Raw genomic sequence first — 23,218 nt, forward strand, 5'->3', positions numbered from 1 at the left:
TCCTATCGTGTGAAACTGGTGGCGGCGAGCAGTTCGCGGACGACCCGGATCAGGTCCTTCGCGGTGGGCAGTGCCGCGCTTTCCAACGGCTTGGCATAGGGCAGCGGGATCTCGGCCGCCGCCACCCGGCGGACCGGGGCATCCAGGTAGTCGAAGGCCCCCTCCATGAGGGTGGCCGAGATCTCGGCTCCGATACCGTAGCTGAGGCAGTCGTCCTCGAGCACCACGGCCCGGCTGGTCTTGCGGACCGAGGCGCAGATGGTTTCCCGGTCCAGCGGCCGAAGGCTACGCAGATCCACCACTTCCAGCGAGATGCCTTCTTCTTCAAGCTGCCGGGCCACTTCCAAGGCCACGGTGGTGGCCCGCGAATAGGTGATGACGCTGAGGTGCTTGCCCTCCTTGGCAATGGAGGCCTTGCCGATCTCGGCGACCTGGTCGCCGTCGGGGACTTCTCCGCGGGTGTTGTAGAGCGCGAGGTTCTCCAGGAAGATCACCGGGTCGTCGTCGCGGATCGCCGCGATCAGCAGGGCCTTGGCGTCCGCAGGGGAGGAGGGGGCCACGACCTTGAGCCCGGGGATGTGGGCGTACCAGACCTCCAGGTTCTGGGAGTGGGTGGCCGCCAGCTGCTGGCCGCCCCCGCCGGGCATGCGGATGACCATCGGCACCGAGCTCTGGCCGCCGAACATGCCATGGATCTTCGCGGCATGGTTCACGATCTGGTCGATGGCTATCAGCGAGAAGTTCAAGGTCATGATCTCCACGACCGGACGCATCCCGAGCATCGCCGACCCCACGGCGGCGCCGACGAAACCCTCTTCGGCGATCGGGGTGTCCAGCACCCGGCGGGGCCCGAATTCGTCCAGCAGCCCGGCGGTGATCTTATAGGAGCCTTCGAACAGGCCGATCTCCTCGCCGATGAGCAGGACGTTCTCGTCACGGCTCAACTCGGACCGCAGGGCGTCGTTCAGGGCCTGCCGGTACGTGGTGTCGGTCATCTGGGCTCCTTCTTCGCCGGTCATGGCATACCGGTCACTGGGTGGCCGGGCAGGGTGTCGGGGGAATTGGGGACGGGGGTGGCGTAGGCGTAGTCGAAGAGCTGATCGGGGGTCGGATCCGGGCTGGCCTCGGCGAAGGCCACGGCGGCGTTGACCGCTTCACGGGATTCGGTGTCGATCTGTTGGGCCAGGGATTCCTCCAGCACCCCCGAATCCAGCAGCTGCTGGCGGAAGGCCGGGACCGGATCCGCGGCCTGGGCGTGCTCGACGTCCTCCCGGGAACGGTATTGGGCGGGATCGACCACCGAGTGTCCGCGCAGGCGTGAACTCATCAACTCCAGCAGGAAGGGCTGGCGTTCCCGGCGGGCCCGGTCCAGGGCCCGGGTGGCGGCGTCGTGGACGGCCACCACGTCGTTGCCATCGACCCGTTCACCGGGGATGCGGTAGGAGCAGCCGCGTTTATATAGTTCGGGTTCGCCGGCGGCGGCCTCGACCGTGGTGGCCATGCCCAACCCGTTGTTGATGATGACGTACACGATCGGCAGGTTCCAGACGGCCGCCAGGTTCAACGATTCATGGAAGGCACCGATGTTGGTGGTGCCGTCGCCCATCTGGCACATGACGGCTTCGGCCTCGGGCCCGGGGTCCCCCCGGTAGGTCAGTGCCAGTGCGGCCCCGGTGGCGGGAGGAAGTTGTCCGCCCACGATGCCGTAGCCGCCGAGCATGCGGGTTTCGGTGTCGAACATGTGCATGGAACCGCCGCGGCCCTTGGAGACCCCGGTGCTCTTGCCGAATAGTTCGGCCATGACCGCCCCGGTGCTCATTCCACGGGCCAGGGCATAGCCGTGGTCGCGGTAGTTGGTGAAGAGGTAGTCCCGGGGTTGCAGCGCGGTCATCAGTCCCACGACGCTGGCTTCCTCACCGAGGTTGAGGTGGCAGTACCCGCCGATCTTCGCCCGCTTGTACATCTGGTCGGCCGTCAACTCGAATCTGCGGATCAGTGCCATCTGCCGGTAGTACCCGATCAGTGTCTGCGCGTCCTCCTGCCCGGCAGTACGCTGTTCCTTCCGATCAACCATCATGTTCCTCCGTTGCTGGACTGCCTCCGTACCGTTGCCCCCGGGGCGGTCAGGGGCCGGGGAGCTGTTCCTGAAGCCTGAAGATGCCGGTGCCCCCGCAGGTGGGGCAGTTCTCGGGCGGTTCCATCCCCCGGGCCGGTTCGCCGCAGGTTCCACACGCCCATTCGGTGGTCAGCAGTGCCACGACGTCGCGGCGGCTGACGATTCCGGCCAGGACGCCGGTGTCCATGACGGGAAGGCGACGCATCCGCTGATCCACCAGCAGGGCCCGGATATCGGAGATCGGGGTGTCCACGGACACGCTGATGACCCCCGGGCTCATCACTTCGGAGGCGGTGGTCCCGGTCTTGGCGAGCACATCGTATTCGCTGACCAGCCCCAGCACATGCCCGGACTCCTCCACGACGGGCAGGGCGCTGATGCGGTGCCTGCCCAGCAGTGCGGCGATCTGATCGACGGGGGTGCCGGGGGAGACCGTGACCACGGGGGTGCTCATGATGTCTGCGGCCGTGGTCGGGATTCGTGCCCCGGCCGGGTCAAGATGCTCGGAAGCATCCCGGGAAACGCCTGTGCCGGTAGGTTCGCTCATACCCTCAGTGTGCCCCCACCGGCCGAGACTGGCCAGCAATGGTGACGGACAGACCACCGACGACGCAGAAACCCGCCACGAGTCCTGCTGCCCGGCGGCCCTGGATCCACGGTCGACGGCCCCCTGGTCCCACCTGTCGGTGGCGCTCGATAGTGTGGGGCCATGCGGATTCTGCACACCTCCGACTGGCATCTGGGCCGGTCCTTCCATGGCGCCGGGCTCCTGGAGGCCCAACGCGGTTTCGTCGAGGCCCTGCTCGAGACGGTGAAGACCGAACGGGTCGACGTCGTCCTGATCGCCGGGGACATCTACGACCGGGCCCTGCCCGCGGTCGATGCGGTCACCGTGTTCGACGACGCCGTCTTCCGGCTGCGCGAGGCCGGGGCCACCGTCGTGGCCACCAGCGGCAACCACGATTCGGCCCTGCGGCTGGGGTTCGGCTCCCGTCTGCTCGGGCACGCTGGGCTGCACCTGCGCACCCGTCCGGCGGAACTGGATACCCCGGCCCTGGTCGAAGCCGAGGATTTCACCTTGGCCATCTACGGGCTGCCCTATCTTGAACCACGGATGGTCGCGGCGCAGTTCGGGGTCGAGAAGCCAGGACACCAACCGGTGGTCCGGGCGGCCATGGATCGGGTCCGCGCCGATCTGGCCACCCGACGGGCCGGGACCAAGAAACCCATCCGCTCCATCGTCATGGCCCACGTCTTCGCCGCCAACGGCCAAGCCAGCGACTCCGAACGGGAACTGAGCATCGGGGGACTGGACATCGTGCCCACCGAGGAATTCTACGGTCTGGACTACGCAGCCCTGGGGCACCTGCACGGCCGGCAGCGCCTGGCCGAGACCATCCGATATTCGGGGTCGCCGATCGCCTACTCCTTCTCCGAAGCGACCCACCGCAAGGGGGCCTGGCTACTGGACGTAGACGCCGAGGGCATCTCCTCCGTCGAGGCCGTGGACTGGCCCGCCGCCACCGAACTGCGCGTCCTGCGCGGTCCCCTCGAGGAGCTCCTCGCCGACCCCGGGCTGGCAGGAGCCGAAGCCGCCTGGTGCCAAGTGACGCTGACCGACCGCGACCGGCCCTCCCAGGCGATGGAACGGCTGCGCGGCCGCTTCCCGGGCACCCTGGTCCTGAACTTCGAGCCCGAAGGCCGTCCGGCAGAGGTCGACCGCAGCTACCGGGACCGGTTGGCGGCAGCCGAGAGCCCATTGGAGGTCTGCACGGGATTCATCGACCACGTCCGCCAACGCCCCCCGTCGGAGCCCGAGGCCGCCTTGTTGGGCCGGATCCTCGAGCAGGCCACCAGCGGGCAGGTGGAACGATGAGGGTCCACCACCTGCAGATCGCCGCCTTCGGTCCATTCGCCGCCCGGCAGGACATCGACTTCGACGAACTCTCCGCCGCCGGGCTGTTCCTGCTCAACGGGGAAACCGGTGCCGGCAAGACCAGCATCCTCGACGCCATCTGTTATGCCCTCTACGCAGGGCTTCCCGGGGCGAGGGAGGGGACGAAATCGTTGCGTAGCGACCATGCGGGACCGGCGGATGAGCCGGAGGTCGTCCTGGAGTTCAGCACCGGGGGACGCCGATTCGAGGTCCGAAGATCACCGGCCTGGCAACGTCCTTCCAAACGCGGGGCCGGCCGGACGACGACGGCCCAGGCACAGAGTCGGTTGCGTGAACTCGTGGAGGGTCAGTGGCAGGAGATCTCCACCCGCAACGATGAGGTCGCCGCCGAATTGCGGGGGGTCATCGGCCTGGGCAAGGACGAATTCACCCGGGTCGCCATGCTGCCCCAAGGGGCGTTCGCCGCCTTCCTCCGGGCCAAGGACAAGGAACGCGAGGAACTACTCAAGACACTGTTCGACACCCGGCTCTACGGAAGTGTCGAGACACTGCTGGCCGAGGAACTCACCACGGCCAGAACGGCGGCCGAGGAAGCCGAACGCGCCCGGGGGGAAGCCGTCGGCCAACTGATCGAAGACGCCACCGCCTCCCTGACCACAGAGGAGGGGGAATCCCCGTTCGACCGGGACCCCGACGATCCCGAGGCGGCAGACGGGGACCGGCCGGCGCCACAGGAACTGCCCAGTGCCGAACTACTGGCACTGCTGGAGGCGCGGCTGGACGAACACACGGCACGGCTGGACGCCGAACGAACGGCGGCGGATGCCGCCGCGACGCAGGCCAGGAACACCGCAACCGAGCTCGCCGAAGCCGGGGAACGCCACCGGGCGCTGGCCGAACTGGAGCGGTTGCGTGCCGCGCATGCCGAACGCAGCGGGCAGGTGGCCGCCCTGGCCGCCACGGTGGCATTGGATGAGCGGGCTGCGGCATTGCAGCCCACCCAGACGGCACGACGCCGGGCGGAACAGGCCGTCCAGGACGCGGAGCAGACCTTGGAATCGGCCCAGACAGCCGCCGGCGAGGGACTGGCCGGCAGCTACCTCGCCGCGGCGACGGGCCAGGACACCGGAGCGGGACCGGAATCCGAGGGCCGGGCCGCGGAGCCCGGGGCCACGGAACTCTCCCGTCAGGCCGCCGAAGCGGCTGCGCAGGTCACCGGCGATGCCGCGGTGCTGGAAGCGGCCCTGCCCGAGGAGAGGGAGCTGGACGAGAAGGAAGCCGAATTGGCGGCCGCCCGCGCCGACCACCAACGACGGACGGCGACCCAGGCCGAAGCACTGGGCGAACTGGAGAAGCTCGGTGCCTCGTTGCCGGGGCTGCGGGAACGGGCCGGCGCCCTGTCCGGGACCGCCGATGCCCTGCCGGCGTTGACGGCTACCCGCGATCGGGCCGCCGAGCAGGTCGCCGCGGTCACGGCCCGCCACGCCGCCGACACCGAAGCAACCCGGGCCCACACCGTGTGGGCCCGGGCCAAGGACGGACAACTATCCGCCCGGGAACGACTGCTCGACCTCGGGCGGACCCGACTGGCCCAGGCGGCCGCGGCATTGGCCCGGGAACTGGTGGCCGGACAGGCCTGCCTGGTCTGCGGCTCGGCCGAGCACCCCAACCCCGCCACGGTGGAGGACGGCGAACTCGTCGAGGAGGAGGACGAGGACGATGCCCGACGGCTGGCCGCCGAAGCCGATGCCGCCGAAGCCACCGCCGCCTCCGGGCTCCACGCAGCCCGCGAGGCCGCCTCCCGGGCGGCGGGACAGGCCGGGGAATCCACGACGGAGCAGGCGGAACAAGCCCTGGCCGACGCCGAGAAGGCATTGGCCGAGGCGACCGAATCCGCCGCACAGGCCCAACGCTCCCGGACGGCCCTGGAGGAGGCGACCGGGGAATTCGAGCGCCTGCGCGCGAGCACCACGGCCGAGGCCACGGCGCTGAGCGTCCTGGAAGGAACCGTCGACCAACTGGGCCAACGGATCACCACCGTGGACTCCCGGCTGAAGCGGTTGCGCGGCGACGAGGAATCCCTGCAGGCCCGCCACCGGTTGCTGTTGGAAGCACGCCGGGTGCTGGAGGACCTGGCCCGGGCGGCGCGTGGGCTCGAGACGGCCCGGCGCGGCCTGGCAACAGCCACCGAGAGCTGGCAGACCGAACGCCGGGAGGCCGGATTCGACGATGACACCAGCTGGGCCGCGGCACTGCTCGAACCGCACGCCAGGACCAGCGCCCAGGCAGGGATCGCCGACCACACCGCCGAGGGGGTGCGGATCGAGACCTTGGCCGGAACCGTCGCGGTCGCCCGGGCCAGGACCGAGGTCGAGGCGGGCTTCGAGGTCCCGGGCCAGCAGGAACTGGAGGCCGCCGCGGCTGCCGCCGCCGCCACCGCGACGTCGCGCGATACCGTGCTCCAACGAGATGCCGTCCTGCGCGCCTATGCCGGACGGTTCGAACGACGCAGTGAACGGCTCCGCGGGCTGGAAACCAGCCAAGGGGCCGTGCTGGAGCGCTACGAGCGGGTGAAATCCTTGGCCGATATCGCCCGGGGGATGGGGGAGAACCGGTTCAAGATGACCCTGTCCACCTACGTCCTGGCCGCCCGGCTGGAGGCCGTGGCAGCCGCCGCCACCGAACGGCTGCTGGTCATGAGCGCCGAACGCTATTCACTGGTCCACGACGACAGCCCCAAGGGCAACGCCAAATCCGGGCTGGGGCTCCATGTGCTCGACGCCTGGACCGGCCAGCGTCGGGACACCCAGACGCTCTCCGGAGGCGAGTCCTTCATGGCCTCCTTGGCGTTGGCCCTGGGGCTGGCCGATGTCATCCAACAACAGTCGGGAGGCATCGACATCGAGACCCTCTTCGTCGACGAAGGCTTCGGTTCCCTCGACGAAGGGGCGTTGGAAACGGTCATGGATGCCCTCGACGGGCTGCGCCGCGGGGGCCGCGTCGTCGGCCTGGTCAGCCATGTCGCCGAGATGAAGCAACGCATCCCGGCCCAGTTGAGGGTCCGCAAGGAGCGCACCGGATCCACGGCCGAAGTGGTCATGGCCGACACGGTAGAATAGGAAACGCACAGGGTAGGGCGCTCCGGGTGGCTGGGACGGGCGCACCTTGAAGGACCCGTGAAACACATGAACACCGATCCCTCGGCGCCCGCCACGGGCACACCCCCCGAGAACGCAATCACCGGTTCCGGCGGCAGCTTCCGCAGCTTGCTGGAACTGGCAGGCCCGGGATTCTTCCCGCTTGCCTTCTTCGCCCGGCTGCCGTTGGCCATGCTCACCATCGGCACCCTGACACTGATCAGCACCGCGACCGGCTCCTATGCCAGCGGCGGGGTCGCCGCCGGAGCGGTGGGGGTGGGCTCGGCCATCGGCGCGCCGATGATCGGCTACGCCGCCGACCGGTGGGGCCAGCGTCGGGTCCTGGTGCCGGCGGCCCTGCTGCACGCGGTCGTGGTCTCCGCGCTGATCCTTACCGGCCTGGGGGTCATCGAATCCGGGTCACCGCTGCTGGTCATCATCATCTCCTTCGTCGCCGGGGCGAGTTGCCCCCAGGTCGGCCCGCTGGCCCGGGTGCGCTGGATGGCCCTGACCCAGGGGCGCTCCCGTGGCCGGCGCGAACTCGAAACCGCACTGAGCTATGAAAGCACCGTGGACGAACTGACCTTCGTCATGGGGCCGGCGTTGGTCGGTGTGCTGGCGTCGCTCGTGGCCCCCTGGCTCCCGCTGGCCCTGGCCGCCCTGCTGACCGCGGCCCTGGTTCCGGCCTTTGCGGTCCACCCCACGGCCAACGCCATTGAACTCCAGCAGCCCGGCGCCGAGCCGGTCCCCGGATCCGGGTGGATCACCGCCCGGGTGGTGCGCGTCGGACTCTGCGTACTGGGCATGACCGGGATGGGCACCCTCTTCGGTTCCGTCTCGGCCGGCGCCGTGTCCTATGCGGGACTCTTCGGCAATGCCAGTGCCGGAGGCCTGCTGTATGCCGCCCTGGGGCTGACCTCGGCCGTCGCCGCCCTCTCCGTCTCGCTCTGGCCCCGTGGCTGGGCGCAGCCGGTGCGCTGGGCGGTATGCGCCGCGCTGCTGATCCCGTTGGCCCTGCTGCTGCAGGTGCCCCAGACGATCGGGACGATGGTGGTGTTCCTGTTGCTGATCGGCCTGCCGATCGGGCCGATCCTGGTCACGATCTTCACCGTCGGGGGAGACGTGGCACCGATCGGAAGGATGGGCACCGTCATGACGATGCTCGCCAGCGGGATCGTCGTGGGCACCGCCATCGGCAATGGTTTCGCCGGGGTCCTGGCCGATGTGGTGGGGCCCCAGGGGGCGTTCCTGGTGGCCGCTGCCGCCGCGATCGTCCTCTTCCTCTCCGGGGTGGGAACCTACGCCCTGGGGCGGGTGCCGCGCACCGAAGGCGCCTGACCGGCCCAGGCCCGGGGGAGCTATGCGCCCAGGGCGACCTCGACGGAGGCCGCGGCCGCGGCCACGCGTCGGCCCAGGGCATCGGCGTGGACGTCGTGGGCTGCCGTGGCATAGACGACCGCCACCGCCGCCGGGGTCTGGCCGGGGACCTGGAGGGCGGCGGCGATCGAGGAGACCCCGGGGATGACTTCATCCAGGCTCGTGGCATAGCCGTCCGTCCTTGCCTGCTCCGCGGCGGCGCGCCAGGGATGTTTCGGGGCGACCTCCTCCCAGCCGGTGCGTGAATAGGCGGACTGGATCGCGATGCCCGGGGCCCCGTGGGTCAACGGGTGCCGGGAGCCGGGGCGCTGCATGACGGTGGCGGTGCTGTGCCGGGGTTCGACGGAGACCAGGGTGATGCAGTCCTCGTGGTCCCAGACGGCCAAAAACGCCGTCATTCCCAGCTCGTTGGCCAACGCGGTCAGCTCCGGCAGGGCGGCGCTTTGCAGATCGCGTTGGACCCCCCGGGCCAAGGAGGCCAGACCCGGGGCGCCTTCGAGGCGTCCGGTGTTGTCCCGACGGACCAGGGCATGGTCCTCCAGGGTGCGCAGGATCCGGTAGGCGATGGAGCGGTGGACGCCCAGCTCGTCGGCGAGCTCGGCGATCGTGGGAGGCTCTGGCCGGTCGGTGATGATCTCCAGGGCGCGGAGCCCCCGGGACAGGGTCTGCGCAGGGGAGCCGGCCGGGGGGTTCTGGGACACGGGGACCGCCTTTGCCTTGAGGACCGGGGTGTGGGCTCTTGTGCCCTGCAGGACCCCGGGATACGTTTGGAATAGTTCCCTCATGGAACCAGAAGTTCGAATATAGAATACCGGTGGTCGTGAAGGCAAGACGCCGATCGTCGGTGACGGAGGATCGAGCATGGACGCCTCCCCGAAGGACGAAGTGGCCGAAGGCGGCCTTCCGCACCGGATCGGGACCACCGACCCGCGACATTTCCGGGGCAGCCTGGGGCGCTTCGCCACCGGGGTGACCATCGTGACCTTCGATGGATCCACCAAACGCCATGGCATCACCGTGAACTCCTTCACCTCGGTCTCGATGGACCCGCCCCTGGTGCTGGTCAGCATCGCCCGCAGCACCCGGGCGCACGACGAGCTGGCAGGCCGGCCCTTCACCGTGAACATCCTCGGCGCCGAGCAGCAGGCCCTGGCCCTGCATTTCGCCGGCAAGCCCGGGCCGGACCCCGTGTGGGTCGAAGGCGAGACCGCCCCGCGGCTCGCGGGTGTGCTGGCGCATTTCTCCTGCAACCCCTGGGCCGCCTACGACGGCGGCGACCACACCCTGTACCTGGGCCAGGTCGAGGACTTCAACTACCGCGCCGGGGACGCCCTGGCTTTCGCCAATAGCGCCTTCACCACCATTCCCGGCAGCCAGCTCGGGGTCGAAGAACTCCTGTGATCCGCCGGGGCGCAACATCCTGAACGAGCCTCCGGAAGCCCTTGACAGGAACGGGCGAACTGATACCGCCGGAAATGCGTTCCCTACCGGGTCGAGCGGGCCGGAAGGCGTTGCCGTCATCCGAGAGAAATACGTGAAATGTTGACGGGAAATTGACGAACTTTTCGGCTACGATGAGTTGGATCACATTTACCGTCCGTTCGGTCGGTTATGCACCTAGCGCGGAGAGCGCAGAACACTGGAGTTCGCATGTCCCTGTCAGCCGCAGCACCGACTGCAGCCACCCGGCGCGAGGAACGCAAGGTCCTGGCCGGAACCCTCGTCGGAACCACCATCGAATGGTATGACTTCTTCATCTACGCCCAGGCCGCAGGACTGGTCCTGGGCCCCTTGTTCTTCGCCCCGCTGGGGGAAACCGGAGCACAGCTGGCCTCCTGGGCCTCCATCGGTATCTCGTTCCTCTTCCGCCCGCTCGGCGCCATCGTCGCCGGACACCTGGGCGATAAGCTCGGACGCAAGAAGATGCTGGTCTTCACCCTGGTCATGATGGGCATGGCCACCTCGCTCATCGGCGTGCTGCCCACCCACGCACAGATCGGCGGATGGGCCGCCATCCTGCTGATCCTCCTGCGCGTGCTGCAGGGCTTCTCCGCAGGTGGGGAATGGGGCGGCGCCGCCCTGATGTCCGTCGAGCACGCCCCGGACCACCGCCGTGGATTCTTCGGCGCCTACCCGCAGATCGGCGTCCCCTGCGGCATGATCCTGGCCACCGGCACCATCTGGCTGCTCACCACCCTGATCGGCGAAAAGGAATTCCTGACCTGGGGCTGGCGCGTGCCGTTCCTGTTCTCGATCGTGCTGATCCTCGTGGGCTACATCATCCGCCGGTCGGTGGAGGAATCCCCGGTCTTCGCCGCCCTGCAGGAACGCAAGAAGGAGTCCTCGGCCCCGCTGAAGACGCTGTTCAAGCACAACACCCGTGAAGTCGTCCTGACCGCGCTGATCTTCATCGCCAACAACGCCGCCGGTTACCTGCTGATCGCCTTCTTCGCCACCTATGCTTCGAAGAATCTGGAAATGGACCGCGGCCCGGTGCTGCTGGCCACCGCGTTGGCCTCCTTCGGTTGGCTGATCTTCACGATGTACGGGGGCATCCTCTCGGACAAGATCGGGCGCGTGCGGACGTTCCAGATCGGCTACATCCTGGTGGCGCTCTGGGCGGTACCGATGTGGTTCCTCATCGATACGGCCAACATCTACTGGTACTTCGTGGCGCTGTTCGTCCTGACCATCGGGCTGGGCCTGTCCTACGGCCCGCAGTCGGCACTGTATGCCGAGATGTTCCCGGCCCGGGTGCGCTACTCCGGGGTCTCCATCGGCTACGCACTCGGGGCCATCCTCGGGGGCGCCTTCGCCCCGCTGATCGCGGCGCTGCTGCTGGAGAAGACCGGGCACTCGTGGAGCATCGGGATCTACGTGGTGGTCATCTCGATCATCTCCCTGATCGCGGTCTCGCTGGTGAAGGAAACCCGCGGGGTAGACCTCATGGTTGAACACCACGTGGACTACGTCGAGAAGTAGAAACACACGGCACGACGACGGCCGCCCCACCGCCCGGATCCAGTCCGGGGGGTGGGGCGGCCGTCAGTGGTTGCGAGGTGCTGAACTAGCCGCCCAGCAGGCGCAGCACGTCCTCGTCGCTGACCTGGGCGAAGTTGGCGTAGAACTCACCGACCGCACCGAATTCCTCCGGTTGCAACGGGCACACCAGTTCATCGGCCATCGCCGCCAGTTCCGCACACACCCGCGGTGGCCCCACGGGGGAGGCGACGATCACGCGGTCGGGGTGGCCTTGGCGGATGACCTTGATGGCCGCGAGCATCGACGCCCCGGTGGCCAGGCCGTCATCGCAGAGGATCACGTTCTGCTCTCCGACGTCGATGCCGCGCCGGCGCAGATAGGAAAGCTGGCGGCGTCGTAGTTCCCTGGATTCGCGCTCACGGACCTCATCCAGGGCGGCCTTGCGACGTCGTTCCGGTGGAAGCGTCGCCAGGACCTCGTCCATCAGCACTTCGGCTTGATCCGGTCCGTGGGCGGCCAGGGCCCCGAAGGCGAGTTCCTCCTGGTCGGGAACGCCGAGCTTGCGTACGACCAGCGCGTCGAAGGGGGCGTCGAGGGCCCGGGCGACGGCGGCGGCGATCGGTACGCCTCCCCGGGCCAGGCCCAGTACGACGACTGAATCGGGTTGGTCCCGGTAGGCGGTGAGATGGCTTGCCAGATGCCGGCCTGCGTAGTCCCGGTCCGAAAAGGGACGGGAATCTGATCGAAATGGTCCCATGCCCCATTATCGCCCGGAAGTTACGGGGTGACCAGTCTCGGGCGTGGCGTTGAAAGCGCCGCCGGCCCCGAGTACAACTAGTTCGTCATCTCCGGGGTCGGTTCCAGGGTCAGGGTCGACCCGTCCGGGCGCGGGATGTCGATGGGCCCCAGATCGTCGGCGGTCTCGGTACCCATGGCGAGGGTGATTGAGTGATCGAAATTATCCATGATCTCCACCGGCGGCCGCAGATCCTCGTGGTTTCCGGGAATGGCCAGAATGACCTTCTTGACCTGCTTCATTTCCATGTCCGGCGGGAGCAGGTGGGCCACGAGACCATCGGAATCCTTCTCCTGGTCCACGCGCACCGCCAGCCCCTGGTCCTGGACCTCCTGGACCGGACGGCATTGGATGCCGGGGGTTCCATAGTCCACCGGGGTGCCATCCCCGTCGCCCGGGGTCGCCCAGGCAATGAAGCACAGGTCGTCGTCCTCGTCGGTGGCGATGAATTGCGCGGCGTAGGAAGACCACCCCAACAACCGGACACTATCCGGCGTGATGTCTCCCAGGTCGGCTTCGACCGGCAGCTCATCGTTCTCGTCCGGGGTCCGTTCCAGGGCCGGATACAGCTCTGCGGCCTCGGGCGGGGGAGCTGGTTCTGCAGTTTCGGAGGAGGTTGCGGACGAGGAGTCCGACTGGGCCGCGCCCGAGCTCGAGGGTGAGGGGTCGGGTTCGAGGATGCAGGCCGAGGTGCCGAAGAGCACGGCACCGATCGATAAGGTACCTACCAGGAATTTCATGTGTTTCACGGTCACCATCTCCTGGGTGTCGTCGCGGACCCGACGTGAGTACAGCAAGACCGCATCACGTCCTCGTCGCCGTTGCCATCGATTGAATCAACACGGTGAGTCTAGGGAATTACTCTTCCCGCTGCAATTATTAGACATCACGGGACCATGGTGACAATCCCGGGATACGATGCCGGCGCGGGTCGACGTCGCCGCATGTCGGCAGAGGGTTGGCTGCCATCCGCCTCCGGGCCGGCCCCACAGGCAGGTCGGTCACCGCAAGGGGCGACGTCTGCGGCCGGTCAATGCTTGAATGGTTCAGTGACCCCTTCCCCCGCCACCCCCGACGCGACCCCCTATGTCCCGGATCCACGCCGGTGGCGCATCCTGATCGTCCTATTGGTCACGATGTTCATGTCGTTGGTGGGCGTGAGCATCGTCAATGTGGCGCTGCCCTCCATCCAATCCGGTCTGGACGCCTCGCAATCGGATCTGCAATGGGTGCTGTCCGGCTACGCCTTGACCTTCGGCATCGTCCTGGTCGCCGCCGGACGCACCGGGGACATCCTGGGGCGGGGACCGTTGTTCCTGGCCGGGGTCACCGTCTTCACGCTCTCGGCGGTCGCTGCCGGGCTGGCCCCGGACCCGACGAGCCTGAACATCGCCCGCTTCGTCCAAGGCGTCGGCTCCGGTCTGTTGAACCCCCAGGTCGTGGGGATGATCCAGCAATACTTCCGGGGCCGTGAACGCGGACGCGCCTTCGGGGCGCTGGGCAGCGTCGTCGGGGTCTCGGTGGCCTTCGGACCGCTGATGGGCGGGCTGATCATCGAGACCTTCGGTGCCGAAACCGGCTGGCGCTGGACCTTCCTGGTCAACGTCCCGGTGGGGATCGTCGCCGTCGTCCTGGCGCTGCTGTGGTTCCCCCGGCCCCTGTTCATCCGTCGTGCCGTGGCCGCGGAAGCCACGAGGGAACCCACCAGCCCGCAGCCGATGCAGAAATTCGATCTGGACCCGGTGGGGGCCCTGTTGTTGGGGTTCAGCGTGCTGGCCCTGCTGTTGCCCTTCGTCGAATCGGAGGGTTCGGCCTGGGCTTGGCTGCTGTTGCCGGTCGGAATGCTTCTGCTGGGACTGTGGATCATATGGGAACGCTCCTATAAGCAACGCGGCGGCAGCCCGATGGTCGATCTGGAACTCTTCAGGACCCGCAGCTTCACCCTGGGGACCATCATCGCCGGACTGTATTTTTTGGGCGTCACGAGCGTCTGGGTGCTGATCGCGCTCTATGTCCAGGACGGATTGGGGCTCAGCGCCCTGCAGACCGGCCTGCTGGGGCTCCCCGCCGCCCTGTTGGCGGCGGTGAGTTCGAACTGGGCCGGAAAACGGGTCATGGACTTCGGCCGGAAGATCGTCATCGGCGGAATCATCAGTGCGTTCGTGGGGCTGCTGCTCACGGTACTGGTCGTCCAACTCGAAGCCGCCGGCATCCTGAGCATCTGGTGGCTGCTGGGCTCCATGTGCTTCGTGGGGCTGGGGCAGGGCTCGATCATTTCCCCCAACCAGGCGCTGACCCTGGCGGAGGTTCCGCAGGAATATGCCGGCAGTGCCGGGGGAGTGCTGCAGACCGGCCAGCGCATCGGAACGGCCGTGGGCCTGGCACTGGTCACCGCCGTGTTCTTCGCGATCCTGGCGCTGACTGATTGGACCACCGCCTTCACCGTGGCCTTCTCGGTGATCGGCCTCGTCGTGCTGGTGACCCTGGCCGTGGCCGTGGCGGACGAAAAGCGGCGCGGCAGGCTCTGTGCCTGCCGCTCCGCCGCGGGACCGGTCGCTCCTAGAGCTGGTGGCCCATCTTGAACCCGACGTCCTCGCCGGGCTCGTCGGTCTTTCCGTCCCCGGGAGAACGGGTGTAGGAGAAGCCGTCGGCCCCGACGGTCACCGCCATCTCGGACTTGTCCTCGCGGACGGTGACCGGCTGCGGGTTCCCGTCCAGATCCAGGACCAGGGAGGCTTCGGTGTACCAGGAGGGGACCACCGCGTTGCCCCACCAGTCACGACGCTGGTTGTCATGCACATCCCAGGTGATCGTGGGGTTGTCCGGATCGCCGGTGTAGTAGTCCTGCGTGTAGATCTCGATCCGGTGGTCATCCGGATCCAGGATGTACAGGTAGAAGGCATTGGACACCCCATGGCGGCCGGGGCCGCGCTCGATCCGGTCGGAGATGCGCAGGGCGCCCATCTTGTCGCAGATCTGGATGATGTTGTGCTTCTCGTGGGTGGCGAAGGCGACGTGGTGCATCCGCGGCCCGTCACCACCGGTCAGGGCCGTGTCATGCACGGTCTGCTTGCGGTGCATCCAGGCCGCGTAGGTGACCCCGTCGGAGTCCTGGATGTCCTCCGAGACGCGGAAACCCAGACCTTCGAGGTATTCGCGGCCCCGCGGGACATCGGGGGTGACCTGGTTGAAGTGGTCCAGACGGACCAGCTCGCCGGCGGAGTAGAGATCGTAGCGCTGGTGCAGGCGTTCGACGTGCTCGACGGCGTAGAAGAACTCGTAGGGGAAACCCAACGGGTCCTCCACCCGGACCGAGTCACCGATCCCCCGGACGAACCCGTCCTTGCGGCGTTCGGTACGGCAGCCCAGTTCCTTGAAGTAGGCTTCCGCAGCGTCGACCTCCTCCGGGGACCTCACCCGGTAGGCGAAGGCGGCCACCGCGGCCACCGGGCCCAGGGTCAGCACCAGGTTGTGGTGGATGAACTCCTCGAAGGAGCGCAGGTAGATGGCGTGCTCGTCCTCGTAGGTGACGTGCAGCCCCAGCAGGTCCACATAGAACTGGCGGGACCTGGCCAGATCGGTGACCACGATCTCCATGTACGCACAGCGCACGATATCGGGGGCCGGAAGCGAAGAGGTGACGGTTTTGGTGCTCATGATGATTCCTTAGGGTGTGGGATGCCCGGCAGCGTCATTGCTGTCTTTCAGGCGCCGAACTTGGGCGTGTGGACCTCGCCGAGCGTGATGTGCACGGCCTGCTGGTCCGTGTAGAAATCGATCGAACGGTAGCCGCCCTCATGGCCCAGGCCCGAGGACTTCACCCCGCCGAAGGGCGAACGCAGGTCACGGACGTTGTGGCTGTTCAGCCACACCATGCCGGCCTCGACCGCCTGGGCGAAGTTGTGGCTGCGCTTGAGGTCGTTGGTCCACACATAGGCGGCGAGCCCGTATTTGGTGTTGTTCGCCAGTTCCAGGGCCTCCTCCTCGGTGTCGAAGGGGGTGATCGCCACCACGGGTCCGAAGATCTCCTCCTGGAAGATCCGGGCGTCGGGGGCCACGTCCACGAAGACCGTCGGGGCGACGTAGGAGCCGTTCTCCTGGCCTGCGGGCAGCTGCTCGGGGCGGCCGCCGCCGGCGACGAGCCGGCCTTCGGTTTTGCCGATCTCGACGTAGGACATGACCTTGTCGTAGTGCTCGGGGTGCACCAGGGCCCCGACCTCGGTGGCGGGGTCGTGGGGGTCGCCCACCACGATGTTCTTCGCCCGGGCGGCGTAGGCCTCGACGAACTTGTCGTAGATGCCGCGCTGGACCAGGATCCGCGAGCCGGCGGTGCAGCGCTCGCCGTTGAGCGAGAAGACCCCGAAGACGGTCGAGTCGATGGCCGCGTCGAAATCGGCGTCGTCGAAGACGATGGCGGGGGACTTGCCACCGAGTTCCATCGACATGCCCTTGAGCGATTCGGCGCAGTTGCGGAAGATCGTCTGGCCGGTGGTGGATTCGCCGGTGAAGGAGATCAGCGGGACCTGGGGGTGCTTCACCAGGGCGTCGCCGGCCGATTCGCCGAAGCCGTTGACCAGGTTGAAGACGCCTTCGGGCAGACCGGCCTCCTCGAAGATCTTCGCCCAGAGCGAGGCCGAGAGGGGAGTGAACTCCGCCGGCTTCAGCACCACGGTGCAGCCCGAGGCGATTGCGGGGGCCAGCTTCCAGGATTCGAGCATGAACGGGGTGTTCCACGGGGTGATGAGCCCGGCGACGCCGATCGGCTTGCGGTTCACGTAGTTCAGCTGCGATCCGGGGACCTTCAGCGCGTTGTCGTGCTGGGCGACGATCAGGTCCGCGAAGAACCTGAAGTTCTCGGCGGCACGTTGGGCCTGGCCGCGGGCCTGGGTGATCGGCAGACCGGTATCGAAGGTCTCCATCTCGGCCAGACGGTCCTCCTGGGCGACAACGGCGTCGGCGATCGCGTACAGGACCTTGGCGCGGGCCCGGGGCTTCATGGTCGGCCAGGGGCCGTGGTTGAAGGCCTCGCGGGCGGCGTCGACGGCGGCATCGATGTCGGCCTGCTGGCCGGAAGCGGCGGTGGCATAGGTGGTGTTGGTGACGGGGTCGAGGACTTCGAAGGTCTCTCCGCCGGCGGAATCGACGAAGCGGCCGCCGATGTAGTGCTGCAGGTGCTTCGGCAGGTTCTCGGGGACGAAATGCTTGCTCATGCTGTGTTCCTTCCGTGGACGGGTGGTTCAGAGGGTCGACGGCGGTTGGCCGGCGGCTTCGAGATAGGCGTTGAGGGTGTTGGTGCGGTGGGCGCGGGCCGCCTTTTCGATCTGCTCGGCCGGGGCTCCGGTGGCGAGCAGATCGAGCAGGGCGTCATGTTCGGCCACCGAATGACGGGCCCGGCCCGGGATATGGCCGAACGACGTCGAGCGCATGGCGCCCAGACGGGCCCAGCCGCGGTGGACCAGATCCAGGATGTGCGGATTGGGGCAGTTCTCGTACAGCACCGCATGGAACTGGTTGTTCAGTTCGGTGAAGCGGCGCGGATCGAAATCCGTGAGTGTCCGGCGCAGGGACTCATTGATCTGCCGGGCCCGGGCCAGATCCTGGCTGCTCAGCAGCGGGGCGGCCAGGGCGGTGGCCGCCCCCTCGATCACCGACAGGGTCTGCATGGTGTGCAGATACAGGTCGGTGTCCAGGGAGGCGACGGTGGCCCCGACGTTGCGTTCGAAACGGACCAGGCCCTCGGCCTCGAGTTTGCGGATCGCCTCGCGGACCGGGACCACGCTGCAGCCCAGTTCCGCGGCGATGGTCCCCAGGACCAGGCGGTAGCCCGGCACCAGGACACCGGAGGCGATCCGGTCGCTGAGCAGGGTGTAGGCCTGCTCCGATTTACTCGTGGCGATCACGGGGCCCCTACTTCGGGTCGACGCCGACGGTTGAGGCACCGGAGGCGAGCCAGGCGTCGTAGGTGCTCTTCCATTCGGCGTTCATCGGGAACAGGCCTTCGACCTGGTGGCCCTGGCGGACCTGTTCGAAGGTGAACTCGTCCTTGCGTTCCTGCTCCATCGCCTCCTCGGCGACCTGCTCGGCCAGTGCCGGGGGGATGACCAGGATGCCGTCGTCGTCGGCGACGATGATGTCACCGGGCTGCACGGTGGTGCCGCCGCAGGCGATGGTGAGGTCGGTGTCCCATGGGACGTGCTTGCGGCCGAGCACCGCGGGGTGCGAACCGCTGTAGTAGGCGGGGATCTCCAGTTCGGAGACCGCGGTGAGGTCGCGGACGCCGCCGTCGGTGATGATGGCCGCCGCCCCACGGACCTGGGCGCGCAGTCCCAGGATGTCGCCCAGGGTGCCCGAGCCGGTTTCGCCGCGGGCCTCCATGACGAGGATCTCGCCTTCGTTCACCGAATCGATCGCCCGCTTCTGGGCGTTGAAACCGCCGCCGTGGGACTTGAAGAGGTCCTCGCGGTTGGGGACGAAGCGCAGGGTCCGGGCGGTGCCGATGACCTTGTGTCCGGTCTTGGTCGGGTGCAGGCCGTCGATCGAGACGTTGTTCAGTCCGTGCTTGCGCAAGGTGGCCGAGATCGTCGCGGTGGCCACCGCGTTCAGCTTCGCCTTCAGATCCTCGGTGAGGACGACGGCGGAGCCGGCGGCCGGGGAGAGGGCGCCGGCCGCGGAGGCGGCCTCGCGGGAGCCGTAGGCGTCGATCAGATCCGTTTCGGAGAGCCGGGGCTGGTTCCCGAAGCTGCCCATTGCCGCCGTGCCCTGGATGACCGGGGTGGTCAGCCGGCCGGTGCTCAGCCCCGAGGCCGGGTCGTCGACCTCGACCTCGACGGTGTCCCCGGGGACGATGACCGAAGAGCCGGCCGGGGTGCCGGTGAGGATGACGTCCCCGGGTTCCAGGGTCATCAGCTGGGAGAGGTCGGCGACGATGCGGGCGAAGTCGAAGATCAGCCCGGCGGTCGTGTCGTCCTGGACCAGCTCCTGGTTGACCCAGGTGCGGATCCGCAGCTTCGCCGGGTCGATGGAGGCGGCCGGCAGCATGGCCGGGCCCATGGGGGTGAAGCCGTCGCCCGATTTGGAGCGGACGTTGGAGCCCTTATCGGCGTACTTCATGTCGTAGACGCCCAGGTCGTTGGAGGCGGTGACCCCGCCGACGTGGGCCCAGGCCTGATCGGGGGAGACCCGGCGGGCCGTGGTGCCGATGACCAGGGCGATCTCGCCTTCGAAGGCCAGGGCCTCGGTGCCCGCGGGCCGTTCGACGGGTGTTCCGGAGACCGACAGCGAGGAGGCGGCCTTCATGAAGTAGGAGGGATGCTCCGGGGTGCGCCCGCGCTGGGCGGCCCGCGAGGCGTAGCTCAGATGGACGGCCAGCACCTTCCCGACGGCGTCGATCATGGACTCGTCGACCGGTACGGTCCGAACTGCGCCCTGCTCGCCGGTGTCTACTTCGGGATTCTGCTCCAACGCCACGGTTCCTCCTGTGATGTACGAAATCGTATACGATCTATCATGCCCTGTGGACCACATCACGTCAAGGGGATCAGGGGTGTGGAATGAACCTGTTGGAGACGGCGCAAGGCCGCCCGGTAGCCGGGCGGCCTTGCTGTCCTTCAGGGGTGGGGCGTTAGCCGTTGATGAACTCCACGGCCGCCTGCTTATACGCACGCGAGGTCACCGCATTGGCGTGGGTGCGCACCGGCAGGATCAGCTCCTGGACCTCGGCCCCGGGACCCTGGTGCTCCTGGGCCAGCTGAACGAGCGTCGGCAAGGTCGCCGCCAGTTCGTCGCGTTCGCCGGCCACCAGCAACACCGGCATCGAGGGCACGGCCTCCGCGGGGTCGAAGGGCTCGGATTTGATGGCCTCGATCAGGGACAGCATCGAGAACATGTTGTTCGTGGGCACCAGCTGGGCCATGCGCACCAGCTCCGCCGTCGTGGGGTCCCCGATCTCGGAACCGCCGGCGAGGTGCTCCCGGGCCGCGTCGAGGTCGAAGGTCGCCAACGGGTCGTTGCTGGCCGGCCCGCCGAGCACCACCCGGCGCACCAGTTGGTCCTGGGTCCCGGCGAACTCCCAGGCCAGACGTGAGCCCAGCGAGTAGCCCAACACGTCCACCCCCGAGGCTGGATCCCCGTCGGCCAACGGCCTGACGTGCTGGTCCTGCAGGATCTGCAGGAGCTCCGCACGGATCCGGCTGGGGGTGTAGGCATCGAGGTCATCCGGGGCGGGGCTGAGCCCGTGACCCGGCAGATCCACGGCAATGACCTTGCGACCGGCGTCGTTCAGGGCGGTGATCCACCCGGTGGCGACCCAGTTCAGTTCGGTGGAGGAGGCGAATCCGTGGATGAGCAGGACCGGGCGGGAGGCCGAGTCGTCCCCGGCGGAGAAGATCCGCACGGCCAGGGAATTCTCGGTGCCCTCCACCCGGTGTTCCGCCTCATGATGTGCGGTGGCCGGCCGGTCCGCGCCGGTGTTTTCGACCGGGGCCACGATCAGTCCTCGTCCAGGTTGGCGCTCAGACGCACCCGGCGCTTCGGGGCGGCTTCCTTGGGTACGGTGCCCACGATGCCTGCGGTGTCGTCGGGGACCTCGAAGACGATCAGGTCCTCGCCGACGTTGATCGTGTCGCCGGGCTCGCCGTGGATGCGCAGCACCTTGCCGGCCTGCGGGGACGGCAGCTCCAGCGAGCTCTTGGTCGTTTCGACCTCGACGAGCGGCTGGTTGCGCTCGACCTGGTCGCCGACGGCCACCAGCCATTCGAGCACGGTCGCGTCGATGAGGCCTTCACCCAGATCGGGCAGCGGGAAGGAAATTTCAGCCACGGCGGTACTCCAATACTCGTTGAATGCCGAACAGGATGCGGTCGATGTTGGGGATGTACTCGTCCTCCAGGTCACCTGAGGGATACGGTACGTCGAAACCGGTCACCCGCTCAACGGGTGCCTTGAGCACCCCGAAGCAGGACTCGGAGACCAGCTGGGCGACTTCGGCGCCCAGCCCCGCGGTCCGCGGGCCCTCATGGACGACGACGGCGCGTTTGGTCTTGGAGACCGAGGCGGCCAGACCGGCGGCGTCGATGGGCTTGAGCCAGCGCAGGTCCAACACCTCGATGCTGATCCCGTCCTCTTCGGCCAGTTCGGCGACCTGCAGGCAGCGGGCGACCATGGCGCCCCAGGCAATGAGGGTCAGATGGCGGCCTTCGCGGGCGATGACCGAGCCCTCCAGGTCCCCGGGGTTCTCGGTGTCGACCTCGCCCTTCTGCCAGTAGCGGGACTTCGGCTCCATGAACATGACCGGATCGGGCATGAGGACCGACTTCTTCAGCAGGTGGTACGCCTGGTGCGGGGTCGAGGGGGAGACGACCTTGAGCCCGGGGACGTGGGCGAAGAGCGACTCGAGGGACTCGGTATGCATTTCGGGGGCGCGGATGCCGCCGAAGGAGGGCACGCGCAGGGTCACCGGCATCGGCAACGTCCCGCGGGAACGGTAGTTCATCCGGCCCAGCTGGCAGACGATCTGGTTGATCGCCGGGTAGGCGAAACCGTCGAACTGTACTTCGGGGATCGGATGCCAGCCGGCCATGGCCAGCCCGATGGACATGCCCAGGATGCCGGATTCGGCCAGCGGGGTGTCATAGACGCGGGTGCTGCCGTGTTTGGCCTGCAGCCCGTCGGTGATGCGGAAGACGCCGCCGAGGCCGCCGACGTCCTCGCCGAAGATCATCGAGCGCGGGTCTTCGGTCAATAGTTCGTCCAGGCCGCGGTTCAGGGCCTTTTGCATGGACATTTCGACGACGGTGTTCTCCATCGGACGCTCCTGCACGGTTGCGGTGGCCGGGTTAGACATGTTCGGATTCCTCTCGCCAGTTCGCGGCCTGGGCTGCTAGTGCTTCGGTGGGTTCCTGGAAGACGAAGTCGAACATCTCCGTGCCCGGGCGGGCGTCGAGAGCGTCGACTCCGAGGCGGACCTGCTCGACGAATTCGCCGGCCTGCTCGCTGATGTCGGCTACCGTCGCGTCATCGAGGGCGCCTGCTTCACGCAGGGTCGCTTCGAGGCGGTTCAGCGGGTCCTCGCCGCCGTCACGACGTTCATCGTCCAGGCTGCGGTAACGGCCCGGGTCATCGGAGGTGGAGTGCGGTCCGCGGCGGTAGGTCATGGCCTCCACCATGGCCGGACCGTTGCCTGCCCTGCCGTGTTCGACGGCGGCACGTACGGCGCGGACCACGGCGACGACGTCGTTGCCGTCGACCTGGATCGAGGGGATCGCGTAGCCGGCCCCGCGCGCGGCAACGGAGCCGCCGGCGACCTGGCGTTCGGTGGGAACCGAGATGGCCCAGCCGTTGTTCTGCGTGAAGAAGACCACCGGGGCCTTGTAGACCGAGGCGAAGTTCATGGCCTCGTGGACGTCGCCCTGCGAACTGGCGCCATCACCGAAGTAGGTGAGCGCGACGTTGCCGGTGCCATCGACGGTCTGTCCGTGGGCCCAGCCCACGGCGTGCAGCACCGAACCGGCGACGACGGCCTGGATGGGTGCCACATGGGTTTCGGCGGGGTTCCACAGGCCACCATGCCAGGAGGCCTTATGGGTGGACATGTACTCGACCATGTCGACCCCGGCGGCCAGGGCGACGCCCATTTCGCGGTAGGTGGGGAAGGCGAAGTCGCGGGCGAAGTCCAGCGCGTAGGCGCTGCCCACCTGGGCTGCTTCCTGGCCCAGTTCCGGGGCGTAACCGGGCAGGATGCCCTGTCGCTGCCAGGCGATGGCGGCGACATCGAGCTGCCGCGTGCGCACCATCAGGGAATACAGCTTCAGTAGTTCATCGGTGCCGAGCTCGTCGGCGTGCGGCTCAAGCCGGGGTGCATCGGTCATGTTCGACTCCCTGGGGGTGTGGTTCGGTGGACTTGCTCCGACCGTAAT

20 protein-coding genes are annotated in these 23,218 nt (G+C 67.9%); 6 read left to right on the forward strand and 14 right to left on the reverse strand.

What is annotated here, in order from left to right; all coding sequences use genetic code 11:
- Positions 1–2: 2 nt before the first annotated feature.
- From ACT3UE_RS07240 to ACT3UE_RS07250, 3 genes are read right to left on the reverse strand one after another with little or no spacing between them, the layout of a single operon-like run.
- Positions 3–995 (reverse strand): alpha-ketoacid dehydrogenase subunit beta, encoded by a 993-nt coding sequence (locus ACT3UE_RS07240; RefSeq protein ID WP_444553528.1) that lies wholly within the window; start codon positions 993–995, stop codon positions 3–5.
- 20 nt (positions 996–1,015) lie between these two features.
- Entirely contained in the window at positions 1,016–2,077 is a 1,062-nt protein-coding gene (gene pdhA / locus ACT3UE_RS07245; RefSeq protein ID WP_444553527.1) for a pyruvate dehydrogenase (acetyl-transferring) E1 component subunit alpha, read from the reverse strand.
- A gap of 46 nt (positions 2,078–2,123) precedes the next feature.
- Positions 2,124–2,663 (reverse strand): CBS domain-containing protein, encoded by a 540-nt coding sequence (locus tag ACT3UE_RS07250; RefSeq protein ID WP_444553526.1) that lies wholly within the window; start codon positions 2,661–2,663, stop codon positions 2,124–2,126.
- A gap of 162 nt (positions 2,664–2,825) precedes the next feature.
- Here ACT3UE_RS07250 and ACT3UE_RS07255 point away from each other — a divergent pair, with 162 nt between their 5' ends.
- From ACT3UE_RS07255 to ACT3UE_RS07265, 3 genes are all read left to right on the forward strand, one after another.
- Entirely contained in the window at positions 2,826–3,992 is a 1,167-nt protein-coding gene (locus ACT3UE_RS07255; RefSeq protein WP_444553525.1) for an exonuclease SbcCD subunit D, read from the forward strand.
- A complete protein-coding gene (locus tag ACT3UE_RS07260) occupies positions 3,989–7,132 on the forward strand; it encodes an AAA family ATPase (RefSeq protein ID WP_444553524.1) in 3,144 nt (1,047 codons plus the stop codon). Before ACT3UE_RS07255 ends, ACT3UE_RS07260 begins: the two co-directional genes overlap by 4 nt.
- 66 nt (positions 7,133–7,198) lie before the next feature.
- Positions 7,199–8,488, forward strand: a complete 1,290-nt coding sequence (locus ACT3UE_RS07265; protein WP_444553523.1) for an MFS transporter — start codon at positions 7,199–7,201, stop codon at positions 8,486–8,488.
- A gap of 20 nt (positions 8,489–8,508) precedes the next feature.
- Here ACT3UE_RS07265 and ACT3UE_RS07270 read toward each other — a convergent pair whose 3' ends face one another.
- Entirely contained in the window at positions 8,509–9,228 is a 720-nt protein-coding gene (locus ACT3UE_RS07270) for an IclR family transcriptional regulator (protein WP_444553522.1), read from the reverse strand.
- 160 nt (positions 9,229–9,388) lie between these two features.
- On the opposite strand from ACT3UE_RS07270, the gene ACT3UE_RS07275 reads away from it, so the two are divergent.
- Complete coding sequence (locus ACT3UE_RS07275) at positions 9,389–9,928, forward strand: flavin reductase family protein (RefSeq protein ID WP_444553521.1); 540 nt, start codon at positions 9,389–9,391, stop codon at positions 9,926–9,928.
- A gap of 249 nt (positions 9,929–10,177) precedes the next feature.
- Complete coding sequence (locus tag ACT3UE_RS07280; RefSeq protein ID WP_444553520.1) at positions 10,178–11,509, forward strand: MFS transporter; 1,332 nt, start codon at positions 10,178–10,180, stop codon at positions 11,507–11,509.
- Positions 11,510–11,594: 85 nt separating this feature from the next.
- Here the strand turns inward: ACT3UE_RS07280 and ACT3UE_RS07285 are convergent, their stop codons facing one another.
- A complete protein-coding gene (locus ACT3UE_RS07285) occupies positions 11,595–12,266 on the reverse strand; it encodes a phosphoribosyltransferase (protein WP_444553519.1) in 672 nt (223 codons plus the stop codon).
- A gap of 77 nt (positions 12,267–12,343) precedes the next feature.
- The gene (locus ACT3UE_RS07290; RefSeq protein ID WP_444566481.1) at positions 12,344–13,054 is read right to left on the reverse strand and encodes a hypothetical protein; all 711 of its coding nucleotides are present in this window, start codon (positions 13,052–13,054) and stop codon (positions 12,344–12,346) included.
- Between the two features lie 300 nt (positions 13,055–13,354).
- Here ACT3UE_RS07290 and ACT3UE_RS07295 point away from each other — a divergent pair, with 300 nt between their 5' ends.
- A complete protein-coding gene (locus tag ACT3UE_RS07295; RefSeq protein ID WP_444566482.1) occupies positions 13,355–14,887 on the forward strand; it encodes an MFS transporter in 1,533 nt (510 codons plus the stop codon).
- Here ACT3UE_RS07295 and hpaD read toward each other — a convergent pair.
- The 8 genes from hpaD to ACT3UE_RS07335 all read right to left on the reverse strand — a co-directional run bounded on the left by hpaD (position 14,865) and on the right by ACT3UE_RS07335 (position 23,170).
- Positions 14,865–15,962 (reverse strand): 3,4-dihydroxyphenylacetate 2,3-dioxygenase, encoded by a 1,098-nt coding sequence (hpaD, locus tag ACT3UE_RS07300; protein ID WP_444553517.1) that lies wholly within the window; start codon positions 15,960–15,962, stop codon positions 14,865–14,867. The two genes, ACT3UE_RS07295 and hpaD, sit on opposite strands and share 23 nt — an antisense overlap.
- Positions 15,963–16,009: 47 nt before the next feature.
- The gene (hpaE, locus tag ACT3UE_RS07305) at positions 16,010–17,515 is read right to left on the reverse strand and encodes a 5-carboxymethyl-2-hydroxymuconate semialdehyde dehydrogenase (RefSeq protein WP_444553516.1); all 1,506 of its coding nucleotides are present in this window, start codon (positions 17,513–17,515) and stop codon (positions 16,010–16,012) included.
- A gap of 27 nt (positions 17,516–17,542) precedes the next feature.
- Positions 17,543–18,202, reverse strand: coding sequence for a GntR family transcriptional regulator (locus tag ACT3UE_RS07310; RefSeq protein WP_444553607.1), 660 nt, complete (start codon positions 18,200–18,202; stop codon positions 17,543–17,545).
- Between the two features lie 10 nt (positions 18,203–18,212).
- Positions 18,213–19,766: a fumarylacetoacetate hydrolase family protein gene (locus tag ACT3UE_RS07315; protein ID WP_444561239.1), complete on the reverse strand. Its 1,554-nt coding sequence runs from the start codon at positions 19,764–19,766 to the stop codon at positions 18,213–18,215.
- A gap of 160 nt (positions 19,767–19,926) precedes the next feature.
- A complete protein-coding gene (locus ACT3UE_RS07320; protein WP_444553515.1) occupies positions 19,927–20,790 on the reverse strand; it encodes an alpha/beta fold hydrolase in 864 nt (287 codons plus the stop codon).
- Between the two features lie 2 nt (positions 20,791–20,792).
- Positions 20,793–21,122: a biotin/lipoyl-containing protein gene (locus tag ACT3UE_RS07325; RefSeq protein ID WP_444553514.1), complete on the reverse strand. Its 330-nt coding sequence runs from the start codon at positions 21,120–21,122 to the stop codon at positions 20,793–20,795.
- Positions 21,115–22,146 (reverse strand): alpha-ketoacid dehydrogenase subunit beta, encoded by a 1,032-nt coding sequence (locus tag ACT3UE_RS07330; RefSeq protein ID WP_444553513.1) that lies wholly within the window; start codon positions 22,144–22,146, stop codon positions 21,115–21,117. Before ACT3UE_RS07330 ends, ACT3UE_RS07325 begins: the two co-directional genes overlap by 8 nt.
- Complete coding sequence (locus tag ACT3UE_RS07335) at positions 22,139–23,170, reverse strand: thiamine pyrophosphate-dependent enzyme (protein ID WP_444553512.1); 1,032 nt, start codon at positions 23,168–23,170, stop codon at positions 22,139–22,141. Before ACT3UE_RS07335 ends, ACT3UE_RS07330 begins: the two co-directional genes overlap by 8 nt.
- Positions 23,171–23,218 lie beyond the last annotated feature (48 nt).

The sequence above is a fragment of the Arthrobacter sp. 179 genome (genome assembly GCF_052379645.1).
Taxonomy (GTDB): domain Bacteria; phylum Actinomycetota; class Actinomycetes; order Actinomycetales; family Micrococcaceae; genus Arthrobacter_H.

Bases quoted from the DNA above. Each gene is read 5' to 3' on its own strand.
- ACT3UE_RS07240 (WP_444553528.1), bottom strand. From the start codon at position 995: ATGACCGACACCACGTACCGGCAGGCCCTGAACGACGCCCTGCGGTCC.
- pdhA (WP_444553527.1), bottom strand. From the start codon at position 2,077: ATGATGGTTGATCGGAAGGAACAGCGTACTGCCGGGCAGGAGGACGCG.
- ACT3UE_RS07250 (WP_444553526.1), bottom strand. From the start codon at position 2,663: ATGAGCGAACCTACCGGCACAGGCGTTTCCCGGGATGCTTCCGAGCAT.
- ACT3UE_RS07255 (WP_444553525.1), top strand. From the start codon at position 2,826: ATGCGGATTCTGCACACCTCCGACTGGCATCTGGGCCGGTCCTTCCAT.
- ACT3UE_RS07260 (WP_444553524.1), top strand. From the start codon at position 3,989: ATGAGGGTCCACCACCTGCAGATCGCCGCCTTCGGTCCATTCGCCGCC.
- ACT3UE_RS07265 (WP_444553523.1), top strand. From the start codon at position 7,199: ATGAACACCGATCCCTCGGCGCCCGCCACGGGCACACCCCCCGAGAAC.
- ACT3UE_RS07275 (WP_444553521.1), top strand. From the start codon at position 9,389: ATGGACGCCTCCCCGAAGGACGAAGTGGCCGAAGGCGGCCTTCCGCAC.
- ACT3UE_RS07280 (WP_444553520.1), top strand. From the start codon at position 10,178: ATGTCCCTGTCAGCCGCAGCACCGACTGCAGCCACCCGGCGCGAGGAA.
- ACT3UE_RS07285 (WP_444553519.1), bottom strand. From the start codon at position 12,266: ATGGGACCATTTCGATCAGATTCCCGTCCCTTTTCGGACCGGGACTAC.
- hpaD (WP_444553517.1), bottom strand. From the start codon at position 15,962: ATGAGCACCAAAACCGTCACCTCTTCGCTTCCGGCCCCCGATATCGTG.
- hpaE (WP_444553516.1), bottom strand. From the start codon at position 17,515: ATGAGCAAGCATTTCGTCCCCGAGAACCTGCCGAAGCACCTGCAGCAC.
- ACT3UE_RS07330 (WP_444553513.1), bottom strand. From the start codon at position 22,146: ATGTCTAACCCGGCCACCGCAACCGTGCAGGAGCGTCCGATGGAGAAC.
- ACT3UE_RS07335 (WP_444553512.1), bottom strand. From the start codon at position 23,170: ATGACCGATGCACCCCGGCTTGAGCCGCACGCCGACGAGCTCGGCACC.